Genomic DNA, 15,753 nt, shown 5'->3' with positions numbered 1-15,753 from the left:
CGGCCGGGCGACGGAGGCGGGTTCCTAGCTCCCGCCGCCGGAGGCTGCGGGGGACGGCGTGGCGGGGCGCGGGCAGGACGAGGGGGAGGTGCGGGTGAGCTGCCAGCCGGGGGCGGTCACGACGATCCGGACCGGCTGCCGGGTGGGTTCGGGGGACACCTCGCCCGGGAGTGTCGCGGCGGCGGGGAGCGCCGAGGGCCACGCTTCGGCGGCGGTGCAGGCGAGTTGCTCCATCGCGAGCGCGTCGAGCCGGGGCCCGGCGGAAGGCAGCCGCACGGTGACCGTACGGCCCTGCACGCTCACCGGCGCGGCTACCGGGTACCGGGGCAGGTGCGTGGTGAGGTCGGGGCGCCCGGCGGCGGCGGGCCCGGCCAGCAGCAGGTCCACCGCCGCCGCCTCCGGCTCCGCCTGGTCCGGCACCGTGTGCTCGGCCGCCTGGAGCCGGCCGTCGGCGTCGAGGAAGTAGACCAGCGCGACGCGCACCGCGGCCGGGCCGCTGGGCAGCGCGTCCGCGGGCACGCCCACGTCGATGACGCCGGTGGTGGGCACCCCGCACCCGGCGAGCAGCGCCAGCGCGGCGGCGCCCGCCGCACCGGCCGCGCCGGCGTGCCATGCCCGCACGCCTCCTGCCCCGCGCCGTACCCTCACGTGTCCTCCCCCGACGGCACACCCGCCGGCACACCCGCGGGCCGCTCCGGCAGCTCCGGCAGCTCCACCGTGAAGACGGCGCCGCCGCCCGCCGCGTTCTCCGCCCGGACGGCCCCGCCGTGCAACCGCACGTTCTCCGCGGTGATCGCCAGCCCGAGCCCGCTGCTCTCGCTCCGGGTGCGCGCCGAACTCGCCTTGTAGAACCGATCGAAGACGTGCGGCAGCGCCTCCGGCGCGATCCCGGGCCCGCCGTCGGCCACCACCAGCCGCACCCCGGGCGGTTCCGCGTGCCGTGCCAGCGTCACGCTGACGGGCGGGGCGCCGTGCCGCAGCGCGTTGCCGACCAGGTTCGCCACCACCACGTCGAACCGCCGCGGGTCCACCGCCAGCCGCAGCTGCTCCGGCCCGGGCAGCCGTACCTCCACGCGTTCCTGCCAGCCGCGCGCGGCCAGCGTGCGCCGCACCGACTCGGCCAGGTCGATCTCGTCGAGGTGGAGTTCGGCCGCGCCCGCGTCGAACCGGGAGACCTCCATCAGGTCGTTCACCAGCCGCACCAGCCGCTCGGTCTCCTCACTGATCAGCCGCACCGCCTCGGCGGTGCCGTGCTCCAGGCCCGCCGCCTCCTCGTCCAGGACGTCGGTGACCGCCGACATCGCGGCGAGCGGCGTGCGCAGCTCGTGCGAGACGTCCGCGGCGAACCGCCGGGCCTGCGCCTCCATCCGGCGCAGCTCGGACACCGAGCGCTCCAGCGCCACCGCCGTCTCGTTGAACGCCGCCGACAGGTCCGCGAGTTCGTCCGAGCCGTTGACGCTGAGCCGGGTGTCGAGGTGCCCCGCGGCCATCCGGCGGGTGGCCTGGCGCAGCGCCCGCACCGGGCGCAGCACCCCGCGGGCGACGAACAGCGCGAGCAGCACCGCCAGGCACAGCGCCGGCAGCGCGGCGCGCTCGACCGACCCGACCAGCGCGGTGACATAGCGCTGCTCGGTGGTCTGCGGCACCACGAGGTAGCAGGCCAGCCCGGACGCGACCCGCCCGCCGTCCCCGGTGCCGTAGACGACGGGCAGGCCGACCACCAGCGAGGAGCTGCCGCCGGTGTGCACGCGCTGGAAGACGGCGACGTTGCGGGTGCGCACCGACTTCCGCAGTTCCGCGGTGAGTTCGGGGAAGCGGTCGCCGGGCTGCGAACCGGCCCGCAGCCCGCCGTAGGTGGCCAGCACCCGCCAGTGCTGGGAGCGGTGCGTGGCGGCGAGGTTCTCCACCAGTGCGGTCAGATCCTGCTGCCCGGGCCGGGACGGGATGCCGGGCGTCAGGGCGTCCACGCTGTCGCGGAACTGGTTGACGACGGTGTCCTGGCTCTGCTGGAGCACACCGGTGCGCGCCTCGCGGAAGGTCAGGGCTCCGGTGCCGAGCGCGCTGACCGCCGCGATCAGGGCGAAGCCGGCGACGAGGCGGAAACGCAGGCTGCGTACGGCTCCGGGCATCCTGGCCATGGCGTCCGGCCGACCTCACACCGCGCGGAAGCGGTAGCCGAAGCCGCGCACCGTCTCGATGCAGTCCTGGCTCCCGCCGGACGCGCGGGAGTCGTCGGAGGCGGCGCCGGCAGCCGGGCCGGATGCCGCACGCGCGCCCGGCCCCGAGCGTCCGCCGCTGCCGCTGCCGCTGCCGCTGCCGCCGAGCTTGCCGCGCAGCCGCTTCACACACGCGTCCACCAGCCGCACGTCGCCGTGGTAGCTGTGCTCCCACACCTGTTCCAGCAGCTGCTGGCGGCTGAGCACCCGTCCCGGGGACGCCGACAGCGCCAGCAGCAGCCGCAGTTCGGAGGGGGCGAGCGGCACCGGCCGGCCGCGGTAGGTGACGGCCATGGCGGTGCGGTCCACCACGAGGTCGCCGTAGGTGCTCGGCGCCGGCCGGGTGCGGCCGGCCGCGTCGGGGTCGGCGCGGCGCAGCACCGCGCGTATCCGCGCCTCCAGCACACCGGCCCGCACCGGCTTGACCACGTAGTCGTCGGCGCCCGCCTCCAGGCCGACCACCACGTCCACGTCGTCGCCGCGGGCGGTCACGATGATGATCGGGACCTGGTGGTGGTCACGTATCCGCCGGCAGACGTCGAGCCCGCGGATGCCCGGCAGCATCAGGTCGAGCACCACGACGTCCGGCCGGTAGGGCCGCAGGAGGTCGAGCCCCTCCTCCCCGGTGGGCGCGGACTCGACGGTGTGCCCGCGGTGCCGCAGCGCTACTTCCAGGCCCCGCCGGACGGCGGGGTCGTCTTCGATCAGCAGGACGCGGGGCACGCGCATCAGTATGTGGTCGCCCTGCGGGCGAGCGGCACGCCGGGACCGCTCCCGGGGCAACTGTTGCAGAACGGTCACACGGGCCGCGGGCCCTCCCACCGCCCCCCAGCAGGCACATCAGGCCGACTGTTACGGCTTCGTGACCGCGCGGGCCAGAGGTCATCATCTCCGGGCACGAGCCTGGAGCCGTTACGCACCGTACGCGGCCGCCCGGTCCCCCTCCCCCGCCGCCGTGGCACCGGTGCGCCGTCATGCCGTAGACCGGAGAGGACATGGAATGGGCACCAGGGCACGCAGGCGGAGGGCGACCGCACCCGCGGGCAGGGGCGCGGGCAGGCGGGCACCGGCCCGTCGCGGCCCGTATCTGCTCTTCGGACTGGTCTTCCTGGCGCTGCTCGGGGTGACGCTCGCCACGGTGCGCTCGGGCGGCCAGGCCCACGCCGGCACGTCGGCGGCAGCGGACGGCGGCACGGACCGTACAGCCGGGAGCGGTGCCCCCTCGGCCGGGGCCACGGCGCCCGCGGCCGGCTCGCCGAAGACCTCCGCACCGAGGACCTCGGCTCCTCAGACCACGGCCCCGAAGACCACGTCGCAGGCCCCCACCACCCAGAGCGTCCCGGCGCATGGCTCGGGCAGCTTCACCACGGCCGACGCGTCGGCGAAGGCGGTCGGCCACGGTGACATCCGCCGCTACGAGGTGCAGGTGGAGGGCGGCACCGGGGTCGCGTCGCAGGCCGCGGCGAAGGAGATCCAGGACATCCTGGCCGACTCGCGCGGCTGGACCAAGGACGGTCGGGACGGCTTCCAGCTCGTCTCGTCCGGCCCCGCCGACTTCGTGATCAAGATCGCCACCCCGGACACGGTGGACGCCATCTGCGGCGCCGCCGGCCTGCACACCCACGGCGAGGTCAACTGCGACGTCGGCGCGACGGTGGTGGTCAACCTCAAGCGCTGGCTGCTGGGTTCACCGCAGTTCCCCGGGCCGATCGAGGACTACCGGGCGCTGATCATCAACCACGAGGTCGGCCACCGCATCGGCCACGGCCACGAGGGCTGCCCGGGCGCGGGCAAGCTCGCGCCGGTGATGATGCAGCAGATCGACGGGCTGCACGGCTGCAAGGCCAACGCCTGGCCGTACGACAGCAAGGGCCGCTACATCCAGGGGCCGTCGGTCGCCTGACGGACCGATCGCCTTTGCGGGCACGGCAGTTGGCGGAAAGTCCCGCCGGCGCTCAGCGCAGGGGGCCGAGCAGCCGGGCGTACAGGTCGAGCAGCGGTGCCGACTCGGTCTGCCAGGACCACTGGCGCAGCACCTCCACCTTGTCGTACGCCTTGCGGTAGCGGCGCGGGTTGGTCAGCACCGCGCCGACCGCGCGGACGAAGTCGGCGGTGTCGCCGGCCCGGAACACCTCGCCGTTGCCGGCCTCGAGGGTGGCCGCGGACATCGCCCGCACGTCGGAGACCACCACCGGCAGCCTGGCGTGGGCGTATTCGTAGTAACGGGTGGCCAGCACCGTCTGGTGGTACGGCAGTTGGTGCACCGGCAGCACCCCGATGTCGGCCGAGGACAGGAACGCGGGCACCTCGGGCACCGGCACGTACGGCACCACGTGCAGCCGGGCGTGCACGCCGATCTGGGCGGCGCGGTCGCGGAGTTCGGCCAGGTACGGGTGGTCGGGGTCGGGCACGACGAAGGCTGCGTGCAGGTCGTAGAGCTTCGGCAGCGCCTCCACCACGGTGGACGGGCCGCGGTCGGGGGTGACCGGGCCGGTGTGCACCAGCAGCGGGACGTCCGGTCCGAGCCGGCAGTGGGCCCGCACCCCGTCGTCGCGGCCGGCGGGCGGCGCGGTCATCGGCGGGGTGTTGCGGACCACCGTGGGCAGCGTGGACAGGTTGTGCCGGACCAGCAGTTCACCGGCGAGGCGGTCCCCGACGGTGACCACGCCGTCGGCCTCGCGGGCGTACGAGCGCAGCAGCGCGTCGTCGGCGACGGCCGCCCGGCGGGTGGCGGCGGGGATGCGCGGCGGCGCGTCCCACACCACCTCGATCCGGTGGCCCGCGCCCTCCGCGCGCAGCGCCGCCCGGATCGCCAGGGCCAGCGCGCGGTGCCCCAGCGCGTGGATCAGGTGCGGGCGGACCGCGTCGAGCACCGGCCCGTACGCGACCTCCTCGTCCAGCAGGGACGGGTCCAGCCGCCGCCAGGCGCGGCGGCCCAGAAGCAGGCGGGCGAGTTCCGCGGCGAGGTCGTCGAGGCGGGTGTCGGGGCTGCGGCGGCGCTCCACCGCGGCGCGGTACTGGGCTCCCCGCAGGCCGGTCCAGCCGGCGCGTACCGCCAGCCGCGCCGACGTCAGGCCGTGCCCGGCCCGGGCGAACGCCTGGAGCGGCAACGGGCGGTGCACCACGTCGAGTTCGGCGGCCCGGGTGGCGCTCAGCAGGCGGTGCGCGGCCAGCAGGGCGGTGCGGCGCTCGTAGGACTCCGCGGCACGGTAGGCCAGCGGCCAGCGCAGGCCCGGGCGCGGGCGGCGCTCGCGGTGGGCGCCGAGCGCGGCGCCGGCGGCCACTTCCCTGACGGTGACCTCCGGTTGGGTCTGCCGGGTGGTCACCGCCGGGCCGGCGCCGACCAGGGTGACGGCGTACCCGGCGGAGTTCGCCGCCGCGGCCACGCGCAGGGCTCGGGAGTCGCCGTCCAGTACGCCATCCGTCACGATCGCCACGCGCAGCGTCGGCCGGGCTGAGGGCTCCGCCATTCCCGTATCCGACCCTACGGAAGTGAACGAACGCGACCCTCCGGGTTGCCTCGGGCTGTCGGTTGAGGGACCACCTGCCGGTGGGGGCCTCCCTCCGGGCTGCCCCGTCCGCCGGGTGCCGGGACCTTGCGGCCCGTCGTGGCTGGTCGCGCAGTTCCCCGCGCCCCTTCGGGCGCGAGCTTCTTTCGCGGAAGAGCCGAGCAACACAGGGGCGCGGGGAACTGCGCGACCAGCCCACCACCGGCGGGTGGTCCCTCAGCCGACAGGACACACCACCCCGGGGGGTCAGGGGCACCCCGCTTACGTGAGGTTGTGGAGGGTGCGGGCCTTGTCGGTGATGTCGGTGAGGAAGGTGTGGGCGCGGGGGGAGGCCGCGGTGGTGAGCCACTCCTGGTCGATGTCGCAGACGGTGATCGTCACCCCGGTGCCGGCCAGCGCCAGCGGCAACGTGTGCACGACGGTGGAGGGGAAGGAGAGCACCGCGCGCCCGATCGGCCCGCGGCGGGCGACGAGTTCGAGCGGCAGGTCCGGCCGTACGATCTCCAGCCCGGTCTCCGCGGCGAGCCGGTGGAGCTTCGCCGGGGCCTCCCGGCGGTGCGCGAAGTACCGCCGGGCACCGTGGCGTTCGGCGAGCCCGCGGACGACGGCGAGGTAGCGGTCGGGGTCCACGACACCGGTCTCGACCAGCGAGGTGCCGATCAGGTCGGTGCCCGCGAGGGTCCGCGGCGGCCCGAACCGCCCCCGGGTCCAGGCGAACCGGTTGGCGCGCAGCGCCATTCCGGGCGGCGGCGTCGCCGGCATCGCGCTGAACAGCTCGATCCGGGAGCGCCGCCGGGGGGTGAGCCGTCGGCGCGCGCTGCGGGCGAAGACGCCGAACGCCACGTCCGCCGGGGAGCGCCGCTTCCCGCTGCGGTGCCAGCGCACCAGCTTCCCGCGCCGCGCCAGGATCTCGGTGAACTCCATGGTCGCGGTGCCGTCGTCGACGACGGTGATGTCCTTGGCCCGGCACAGCGGCAGCAGCACCTGCACCAGCCGGGAGAACGGGTCGCCGATCACCAGCCGCTTCACCCGTATCAGGGTCGGTGCCAGCGCGAACGCGGTCCGCAGCAGCCCGCCGCGGCCGCCGCGCGCCTCGTACCACCGCACCGACGCGCCCTCGTCCCGGGCGAGTTCGGCCATCCGCCGCAACTGGCCGCGGCTGGTGGGGTCGGCGGGCGAGAGCACCACCACGGTCAGCGGCGCGACCTGCTCACCCGGTGCGGCCGGCGGCCGGACGTGGGCCCACTCCAGCACGTTGAGCAGCTGCACGGGCGACTCGACGAGCGCGACGGCACCCGGTGGGGCGGGCCGGTCGGCCATTCGGCTTCCTTTCGGTGGGCGGCCGCACGCGTCCGCCGTCAGCTCGGCCCGCGCCCGCGTGCGGCTCCTTCCGCGGAGGGAGCCGCACGCGCGGGCGCGGGCGATGGGGTTGGTGCCCGGGCGGAGCGGTCAGACCGTCGCGTCGGCCGTCTGCTGCGCCTCGGCCTCCGCCTCGGCCACCACGCCGGCCACCCGGCGCAGCTTCTTCATCGGGCCGATCTCGCCCTCGTAGACCTTCTTCACGCCGTCGCCGAGCGAGGTCTCGATGATGCGGATGTCGCGCACCAGGCGCTCCAGGCCCTGGGTCTCGACGGACGCGGCCTGGTCCGAGCCCCACATGGCGCGGTCGAGGGTGATGTGGCGCTCCACGAAGACCGCGCCGAGCGCGACCGCGGCGAGCGTGGTCTGGAGGCCGACCTCGTGGCCGGAGTAGCCGACGGGGACGTTCGGGAACTCGGACTGGAGGGTGTTGATCATGCGCAGGTTGAGCTCTTCGTGCTTCGCCGGGTAGGTCGACGTGGCGTGGCAGAGCACGATGTTGTCGCTGCCGAGCACCTCGACCGCGTGGCGGATCTGCTTCGGCGTCGACATGCCGGTGGACAGCACCACGGTGCGGCCGGTGGCGCGCAGCGCGCGCAGCAGTTCGTCGTCGGTGAGGCAGGCCGAGGCGACCTTGTGCACCGGCACGTTGAACTTCTCCAGGAACTCCACCGAGGGCACGTCCCACGGGGAGGCGAACCAGTCGATGCCCCGCTTGCGGCAGTACTCGTCGATGGCGCGGTAGCCGTCCTCGTCGAACTCGACGCGGTGCCGGTAGTCGATGTACGTCATCCGGCCCCAGGGGGTGTCGCGCTCGATCTCCCACTGGTCGCGCGGGGTGCAGATCTCCGGGGTGCGCTTCTGGAACTTGACCGCGTCGCAGCCGGCGGCCACGGCCGCGTCGATCAGGGCGAACGCGTTCTCCAGGTCGCCGTTGTGGTTGATGCCGATCTCGCCGGTGATGTACACGGGCTGGCCGTTGCCGATGTGGCGGGAGCCGACGGCGCGGAGGTTGGCGGGGAGCGTGGTGGTCACGGCGTGTTCCTTCACTACGGGGGTTGGGACTGGGGGTTGGCGCGGGCCGGAAGCCCGGGGGACGCAGGAACCGGAAAGGCGAGGGGAGTTCGGGGCGGCCGGGCTCAGCGGGCGAGCGTGGGGCCGAGCAGCCAGGCGGCGATCTCGCGGATCGCGCCGTCGCCGCCGTCCCGGGTGGTCACCGCGCGGGCGGCGGCGCGCACCACGTCGTGGGCGCCGGCCACGGCGACCGGCCAGCCGACGAGGCCGAAGCACGGCAGGTCGTTGACGTCGTTGCCCGCGTACAGCACCCGCTCGGGGGCGATGCCCTGCTCCTCGCACCACTGCTTGAGCGCCAGGTCCTTGCGGTCGATGCCGTGCAGCACCGGCACCTGGAGCTTGCGGGCGCGGGCGGCCACGACCGGGTTGGTCTCGGTGGACAGGATCAGCACGGGGACGCCCGCGCGGCGCAGCGCGGCGATGCCGAGGCCGTCGCCGCGGTGCACGCTGACCGTCTCGTGGCCGTCGGCGTCGATCAGCACCCGGTCGTCGGTCTGGGTGCCGTCGAAGTCGAGGACGACCGCGTCGACGTCGTCGCGGCGGGGCGTGGTGACTCCGGCGTCGAGCAGCGGGGCGAGGGCGCGGGCCCGCTCCAGGTCGGCGGGCTCGTCGATCTCCAGCACCCGGGCCGGGTCGGTCCACACCAGGCTGGTGCGGCCGAAGAAGCGGTGCCGGGCGGCCCGGAAGCCGTCGGCGCGGAAGCCGTAGGCGGCGCCGGTCTCCAGCAGGTCCTGCGGACGGTCCTGGCGGCGCGGGCGGGTGGACTTGTCGTGGTTGACGCCCACGCCGTTGCCGCGGAAGTCGGCGCTGCCCGCGCCTTCGGCGCCGTGCGAGCCGTGCGAGCCGTGCGAACCGCCGGCCGCCTCGGCGCCGTCCGGGCCGTCGGCCCGCCAGACGAAGCCGTGGAAAGGCGCGACGGTGTGCGCGGTGTCGGCTCCGCCCTCGGTGATCGCCTCGACCACCCCGTCCAGTTCCTCGCCGGTGACGAAGGGGCTGGTGCACTGGACGAGCAGCACCACCTCGGCGGCCGCGCCGCTCATCGCCTCGTAGGCGTCCATCGCGTGCAGCACCGCGGCCTCGCTGGTCGCGGTGTCCCCGGCGATCGCCGCCGGGCGCAGCACCACCTCGGCGCCCGCCGAGCGGGCCACCTCGGCGATCGCCGGGTCGTCGGTGGAGACCACGGTCGCGGTGATCCGGCGGGCGGCGCCGCAGGCGCGCACCGCGCGGGCCACCAGCGGCACCCCGCCGACCGTCGCCACGTTCTTGCCGGGCACGCCCTTGGAACCGCCGCGGGCGGGGATCACGGCGAGGACCCGCGCCTCGCCGGCCGACGCGCGGGACGGCTCCCCCGCGGACGTGATCGTCTGGGTCATCGTGCGGCTCCTGTCGTGGGGGTCGTGCGGGCCGCGGTCGCGGCGGGACGCGCCGCTTCGGCGCGTGCGGGGCGCACCGGGGTGCGCGGACTCGTACGGAGGCAGGTGCGCGGGCCGGGCGGCGGCGTCCCGCCGCGCCCCGGGCCCGCGGTGCGCGGCCGGCTCACAGCTGGCCCCAGCGGCGGATGGCCGGGGCGACGCGCTGCACGCCCTGGCGGTAGGCGGTGCGGGCGGACTTGCGGATCATCCGGCGGGCGGCCTTGCGCACCCGGTTGCTGCCGCCGGCGGCGGTGGCCGCGCGGACCGCGGGCAGGCCCTCGGGGTCCAGGCCCTGGCGGGCGAGGATGCCGGGCAGGTAGCCGGGCGCGGTGCGCAGCGTGTAGTAGGGGGTCAGCCGCGGCAGCCGGCCGGCGGCGAGCAGGGCCCGTACGCGGGCCCGCAGGTCGGCGTACGGGTCGCCGAGCGCCACCCCGTGGGCGGCGGTCCAGTCCGGGTCGGCCTTGGGCAGTTCGCCGTCGTCGAGCTGGTCCCAGGAGGCCAGGCAGCCCGAGCCGAGGAAGTGGTGGTTGCCCAGCGGCTCGCGGATACCGAGGTCGGTGAGGATGGCCGTGGGTATGCCGCGGTAGAGCGACTCCAGCGCGGCGGTGGAGCTGACCGTGACGAGCAGGTCGGTGCGGTCGAGCACCTCGCCCATTGCCCCGTAGACCAGCGAGACGTTCGCCGGCGGCTCCAGCGACTGCATCAGGTGCTGGTAGGGGTGCTCCTCGACGTGCGTGGTCTGCTCGCCGGGCATGCTGCGCAGCTTCACCAGCACCTCGCGGTCGGGGTGCCGCCGGGCGTGCTCGACGGCCCGGCGCAGCAGGTACAGCCGGTCCGGGCGCTCGGCGGGCGCCGACGGCTGCACCGCGAAGGTCACGGTGAACGGGGTGCTCGGGTCGCGGCGGTAGGGCGCGCCGTCCAGGAACGGCAGCGCCGTCTCCACGATCGCGCCGGTCGGGAAGCCGACCCCTTCGTACACCGCGCGGAACCGCAGCGCGTCGTCGGTGCTGTTGGCGAGCACCACGTCGGCGCCGGCCCGCAGCAGCAGCCCGTCGGCGAGCTTCTCGTAGACCACGCCGACGTAACCGGTGACCACCACCGGCCGGTTGGCGTGGCCGCGCCAGGCACGGTCCAGGCCGTGCAGGAAGCACTGGATGGTGCCGCCCACGCAGGAGATGACGAGCACGTCGCAGGTGTCCGCGCTGACCTCGGCGAGGATCTCGGCGGTGGTCTGCTCGGTCATCGAGTCGGCGGTGATGCCGAGTTCGGCGAGTTGGCGCTGCGTGGGGGTGGCACGGCCGCGGAGGAAGCGGGCGTCGATCCGCGCGTCCGGCGCGATCCGGCGCGCGGTCAGCGCACCCCACTTCCAACGGGTGTCCGAATCGGCGATCACCGTGACCCGCAGGGGCCCTGACGTACGTTCTGGCACATCGCAGACAGTAGGAAGCAGGTGGGTGGAATGGACTAATCGAAGGCCAACGGAAGGTAAACAGAATGCCGATACTTCGCGAGCTGCGGGCCGTCGCAGAGGGCACACCCGGTCGACATTCTCCGTTTACCTGGAAGTACGAATTCGGCAAAGTACCGGGCCGGAGCGCGTCCTAAAGTAATCGGGTGGTCAAGCTCTCCGTCATCGTGCCGTTTTTCAATGTGCAGCCATTCGTCCCCGACGCGCTGAGAAGCCTGCGGGCCAACGCCCGCGACGACTTCGAGTTCCTGCTGATGGACGACGGGTCGACCGACCGGACCCCGCAACTCCTGGAGGAGGGCGTCGGTTCGCTGCCCGGTGCCCGGATCATCCGCCGGGACCACACCGGGGTCGCGGCGCTGCGCAACGCGGGCATCGACGCGGCGCGCGGCGAGTACCTGACGTTCATGGACGGCGACGACTGGCTCGCCCCCGGCTACCTGCCGCAACTGGTGCGCGCCATGGACGACTTGGACGTCGACTTCCTGCGCACGGACCACGTGCAGTGCACCGGCACCAGCCGCAATGTGATCCGCGCCCCGCACGGCCGGCGCAACGCCCGGATCGACCCGCGCTCCGCGATCCTGCCGGCCAACCGGCCCACGCTGGTGGACTACCCCTACTCCTGGGCCGGCGCCTACCACCGGCGGATCGTCGAACAGGGCCTGGTGCACATGCCCGAGCACCTGCGCACCGCCGAGGACCGGCCGTGGATCTGGCGGCTGCACCGCGAGGCGAAGTCCTGCGCGGTGGTCGGCCTGCTCGGCGTGCACTACCGGCGCGGGGTGACCACCTCACTGACCCAGATCGGCGACGAGCGCCAACTCGACTTCGTACGCTCCTTCGACCAGGTCATAGCCGAACTCGCCGGCGACCGGGACGAGGAGCGGTTCCTGCCCAAGGCGATCCGCAACTACTGCGCGATCATCGCCCACCACCTGGACAACATCGACCGGTTCGAGCCCGCGCTCGCCCGGCAGTTGAAGACACTGTCCGCCGCCGCGCTGGGCCGGCTGCCCGCGCAGTTGCTCGCGGACGCGCTCGACTCGATGGACGACGAACGCAGCGCCCGGGTCCGCCGGCTGCGCGGGCGGATGGCGGCCAGAGGCGACAGCGGCGGCCCCGGCGCCGACGGCGAGGCCGACGCGCGCGACAACGCGACCAGCGGATCGGTGATGGCGTGATGGCCCGTACCCAGCTCCTCCTCGCCTCGACCCTGTACGGGATGGCCACGCTCGCCGCGGCCGTCGACGCCGGTGCGCTGCCGCCCGCCGACCGCAGGGTGCTGGTGGTCAGCAACAACGCGGGCGTGCCCGAGACCCACGACGCCCCGGACCGGGCGCCCGGCTTCGAGCCGCTGCGCGGCCGCTTCGACAAGGTGGTGTCCTGGAACGAGGCGATCCGCCCGCTGCACCCGGGCGGCTGGTCCCCGCGCACCGACGAAGTCCCCATGTGGGAGCGGTACTTCCGGCAGCTGTGGCAGCTGGGCGAGGACGACCTGGACCTGGTGGTGGAGTCCCTCCAGGTCGCGCCCGCGCTCTCCTTCGCGCAGGTCTTCACCGGCGCGCCGATCACCGTCTACGCCGACGGCCTGATGTCCTACGGCCCGACCCGCAACAAGCTCGGGCTGCTGGTGGACACCCGGATCGACGCGCTGCTCCACCTGGACCTGGTACCCGGTCTGGAGCCGCTGCTGCTCAGCGAGTTCCAGGTGCCCTCGCGGGTGGTGCCCAGCGCGGAGTTCACAAAGGTGCTCGCCGAAGTGGCCGACGCCACCCGCGGCTTCGGCGCGGCGGACCCGGCGGACCCGGTCGACGCGCTGCCGCGCGACGCGGCGCTGCTGCTGGGCCAGTACCTGTCGGCGCTGGGCATCCTCAGCGTCGAGGAGGAGGAGCGGCTGCACCTGTCGCTGGTGCGCGGCGCGGTCGCCCTCGGCCACCGCAAGCTGGTCTTCAAGCCGCACCCGACCGCCCCGTCGCACTGGCTGGAGCCGCTGCGGCAGGAGGCGCGCACGCTCGGCGCCGAACTGACCGTGCTGGACACCCCGGTGCTGGCCGAGGTGGTCTACCAGCGCGCCCGCCCGGCCCTGGTGGCCGGCTGCTTCTCCACCGCGCTGCTCACCGCGTCCGCGCTCTACGGCATCCCCGTCGCCCGCAGCGGCACCAAGCTGCTGCTCGACCGGCTCGCCCCCTACCAGAACAGCAACCGGGTGCCGGTGACCATCGTGCACGCGCTGCTGCCCGACATCTCCGACGCGGCCGCCGTACGGGCCTGGACCCCGCCCTCGCCGGAGCAGGTGGCCGCCGACCTCACCCCGCTGCTGCACACCGTCGGGTACTGCATGCAGGCCGAGGCGTACCCGCATCTGCGGGCGGAGGCCGAGGCATGGCTGGCGGCCCACCTCGGGCCCGGGGTGCAGCCGTACTTCAAGCGCCGCCGGCTGACCTCGCTCGGGCTGCCCGGCGCGCTGCCGCCCAAGCGGTCGCTGGTGCCGCGGGTGCGGGCGGTCCGGCAGGTGGCGCGCGGCGCCCGCGCGCTGAAGAAGGCGACGCTCGGCTGAGCGCGGTGCGGGGCCAGGGGTACGGGCGGGCCCGGTGCGGCGGCCGGAGACGGGCGGTGCCCCGATTAACGGACACGGGAGCTCATACGCCCTGCCCTACGATGGAACAGTGAGCGACATCACCCGTGGGAGTCTGCGCGAACAGCCGACGCGCGCCGAGGCGATCCTCGCGGCCGGGCTGCGCGACGAGAAGAGGCGGCAGACCCGGCGGCACATCGCCGAGGTGGCCACCGGGCTGTTCCTCGAACACGGCTTCGCCCGGGTGACCATCGCCGAGGTGGCCCGCACCGCCGAGGTGTCGGTGAACACCGTCTACACCTACTTCCCCTCCAAAGAGGACCTGGTCTTCTACCCCGAGGAGGCGTCCGCGCAGCGGATGGTGCAGATGGTCCGGGACCGCGCGCCCGGCCAGTCCGCGGCCGGGGCGGTGCTCGCCGCGCTGCGCGGGGAGCTGCGGGCCGGGGACCGCATGGTCGGCCTCACCCAGGGGTTCGGCCGCTTCCTGGAGATGGTCCGCGCCGAGCCGACGCTCTCCGCCCGCCTGGACGCCACCAACCGCGAGATGGTCGACGCGCTCGCCGAGACGCTCGCCGAGGAGACCGGCGCGGCCGGAGGCGACCCCATGCCCCGCCTGGTGGCCTCCCAGCTCGGCTGGGCGCAGGAGCAGCTCTTCCGGGAGATCGGGGAGCGCTCGCGCGCCGGGCGCCCGCCCGGCACCGTCGCCGAGGACGCGCTGGCGCTGCTCGACTGCGTCGAGTCGCTGCTCGGTGACCGCGTCCTGGCGTACGCGACCCGCTGACCGCGTCCCGCGCGTACGCCACCCGCTGCTCCGGCCTGCCCCGCCCGCCCTGTTCTTTGTCCGCCCCGTGGCTCGCGGCCCCCGCCGCGGGAGAGCGAGCGCGGCCGGGCAGGGGGAAAACGCACCCGGCCGCGCTCTGTGTCGTGGCCACCGGCACGGGGAGAGCCGGCGTCCACCGGGTCGATGACCAGTCGACCCACTACATAAGGGCGACACAGGGCCCGGAAGTGTCACCCACCCCGTTCGCCACCCCTGCCCGGCGCCGGGTGCGACCGGCTCAGTGCCCGAGGCTGCGGCCCTTGTCCCAGCCCAGGCGGCGCCCGCGGTCCAGGCGGTTCACCGTCCCTTCGCCCTCCCCGTGCTCGTCGTCGTCGGTGTCCCCCGGCGGCAGGAAGGACAGCCCGTCGGTGGGCAGGGTGCCGGCGTGGGAGGAAGGCGATGCCGTCGGAGGTGTCGGAGGTGTCGGAGCCGTCGGGTCGGGCGACTCCTCGGGTTGCAGCGCGTTCCGCCCGGACACACCCGAGCCGCCGGGGTCGGCCGTGGCCCCGCCCCCGTCCGAGGCGGCCGGTACGGGCACGCTGCTGCCCGCCGGGTGCACCGGCTGGCGCCCGCCGCTGCCGGCCGCGGTGGCCGCCACGCCGAGCGCGACACCGCCCAGCGCGACCACGGACGCGGCCGCGGCGAGCGCGATCCGGGTGGACCGCCCCTGCCGTACCCGCCGTGCGCGCCGCGCCCGCACCAGGCGCGCGGACCACGGCGGGAGGGCGGTGTGGCCGCCGACCACGACGGGTTCGGGCAGCGCGTCGCCCGCGGCGACGTCGTCCGCAGCCGTGTCCCTGGCGGCCGCGTCGTCAGCAGCCGCCTCGCCGGAGCACTCGTCCGCGGCCCGCCCGACCGCGACCGGCGGCGCGACCCGTGCCGCGACCCGCGCGGCCCGGAAGGCCGCGAGCGCCTCCTCCTCGCGTACCGGGTCGAGCGGCTGGAGCGCCGCGTGCTCGGCGGCGGCCGCCCGCAGCAGCATCGCCAGCCGGCGCGCCTCGCCCGCGTCCCGGCGGTCGGCCAGCGGCAGCTGACGCCCGGACAACAGCTCCTCCGCCGCCTCCCCGGTCAGCCACCGCCCGCCGGCGCAGGGCGCCCCGGCACCGTCGCCCTGCCCCTCGCGGGGCAGCTGCTCGGCCCGCCGCGGGTGCGGAAACCCCGCCGTCCGTCCGTCGTCGCTCATGCCGCACCCTCGCCGGAACCAGAACCAGAACCGGGGCCGAAACCGTAAGCGGAGCCGGCACAGGCGCGGGCAGCGGCACCGCAGCCGACACCGGCACCGGCACCGGCACCGGCATCGAACGCATGACCGGACCG

Annotated in this window: 13 protein-coding genes; 4 read left to right on the top strand and 9 right to left on the bottom strand. The window is 75.1% G+C overall.

Annotation, left to right across the window (positions count from 1 at the left end):
* Positions 1–24: 24 nt before the first annotated feature.
* The 3 genes from AC3ERT_RS04010 to AC3ERT_RS04000 are packed head-to-tail and all read right to left on the bottom strand — an operon-like array spanning position 25 to position 2,939.
* Complete coding sequence (locus AC3ERT_RS04010; RefSeq protein ID WP_435172696.1) at positions 25–621, bottom strand: GerMN domain-containing protein; 597 nt, start codon at positions 619–621, stop codon at positions 25–27.
* Positions 622–644: 23 nt separating this feature from the next.
* Positions 645–2,138: an ATP-binding protein gene (locus AC3ERT_RS04005; RefSeq protein WP_435172694.1), complete on the bottom strand. Its 1,494-nt coding sequence runs from the start codon at positions 2,136–2,138 to the stop codon at positions 645–647.
* A 15-nt stretch (positions 2,139–2,153) separates the two neighbouring features.
* Positions 2,154–2,939: a response regulator gene (locus AC3ERT_RS04000; RefSeq protein ID WP_335981776.1), complete on the bottom strand. Its 786-nt coding sequence runs from the start codon at positions 2,937–2,939 to the stop codon at positions 2,154–2,156.
* 277 nt (positions 2,940–3,216) lie between these two features.
* On the opposite strand from AC3ERT_RS04000, the gene AC3ERT_RS03995 reads away from it, so the two are divergent.
* Complete coding sequence (locus AC3ERT_RS03995) at positions 3,217–4,119, top strand: DUF3152 domain-containing protein (protein WP_435172693.1); 903 nt, start codon at positions 3,217–3,219, stop codon at positions 4,117–4,119.
* A gap of 52 nt (positions 4,120–4,171) precedes the next feature.
* Here the strand turns inward: AC3ERT_RS03995 and AC3ERT_RS03990 are convergent, their stop codons facing one another.
* From AC3ERT_RS03990 to AC3ERT_RS03970, 5 genes are all read right to left on the bottom strand, one after another.
* Complete coding sequence (locus tag AC3ERT_RS03990; protein WP_435172692.1) at positions 4,172–5,686, bottom strand: glycosyltransferase; 1,515 nt, start codon at positions 5,684–5,686, stop codon at positions 4,172–4,174.
* A 300-nt stretch (positions 5,687–5,986) separates the two neighbouring features.
* Entirely contained in the window at positions 5,987–7,045 is a 1,059-nt protein-coding gene (locus AC3ERT_RS03985; RefSeq protein ID WP_335981781.1) for a hypothetical protein, read from the bottom strand.
* 129 nt (positions 7,046–7,174) lie between these two features.
* On the bottom strand, positions 7,175–8,119 hold the full coding sequence (locus AC3ERT_RS03980) for an N-acetylneuraminate synthase family protein (protein ID WP_435172690.1): 945 nt from the start codon (positions 8,117–8,119) through the stop codon (positions 7,175–7,177).
* A gap of 104 nt (positions 8,120–8,223) precedes the next feature.
* Positions 8,224–9,531, bottom strand: a complete 1,308-nt coding sequence (locus tag AC3ERT_RS03975) for a cytidylyltransferase domain-containing protein (protein ID WP_435172688.1) — start codon at positions 9,529–9,531, stop codon at positions 8,224–8,226.
* A gap of 163 nt (positions 9,532–9,694) precedes the next feature.
* On the bottom strand, positions 9,695–10,999 hold the full coding sequence (locus tag AC3ERT_RS03970) for a DUF6716 putative glycosyltransferase (protein ID WP_435172686.1): 1,305 nt from the start codon (positions 10,997–10,999) through the stop codon (positions 9,695–9,697).
* A 185-nt stretch (positions 11,000–11,184) separates the two neighbouring features.
* Here AC3ERT_RS03970 and AC3ERT_RS03965 point away from each other — a divergent pair, with 185 nt between their 5' ends.
* The 3 genes from AC3ERT_RS03965 to AC3ERT_RS03955 all read left to right on the top strand — a co-directional run bounded on the left by AC3ERT_RS03965 (position 11,185) and on the right by AC3ERT_RS03955 (position 14,397).
* Positions 11,185–12,222: a glycosyltransferase family 2 protein gene (locus AC3ERT_RS03965; protein ID WP_335981789.1), complete on the top strand. Its 1,038-nt coding sequence runs from the start codon at positions 11,185–11,187 to the stop codon at positions 12,220–12,222.
* Positions 12,222–13,598: a polysialyltransferase family glycosyltransferase gene (locus tag AC3ERT_RS03960; protein WP_435124918.1), complete on the top strand. Its 1,377-nt coding sequence runs from the start codon at positions 12,222–12,224 to the stop codon at positions 13,596–13,598. The genes AC3ERT_RS03965 and AC3ERT_RS03960 overlap by 1 nt, the downstream gene beginning before the upstream one ends.
* A gap of 109 nt (positions 13,599–13,707) precedes the next feature.
* Positions 13,708–14,397 (top strand): TetR/AcrR family transcriptional regulator, encoded by a 690-nt coding sequence (locus AC3ERT_RS03955; protein ID WP_435172676.1) that lies wholly within the window; start codon positions 13,708–13,710, stop codon positions 14,395–14,397.
* A 277-nt stretch (positions 14,398–14,674) separates the two neighbouring features.
* Here the strand turns inward: AC3ERT_RS03955 and AC3ERT_RS03950 are convergent, their stop codons facing one another.
* Positions 14,675–15,619 carry a hypothetical protein gene (locus AC3ERT_RS03950; protein WP_435172675.1) on the bottom strand — a complete coding sequence of 315 codons (945 nt, stop codon included), beginning with the start codon at positions 15,617–15,619 and terminating at the stop codon, positions 14,675–14,677.
* Positions 15,620–15,753: the final 134 nt, after the last annotated feature.

It is taken from the genome of Actinacidiphila sp. bgisy145, from assembly GCF_057708125.1.
Note: the sequence above shows the minus strand (reverse complement) of the source record. Positions and strands in the feature narration are given on the sequence as shown.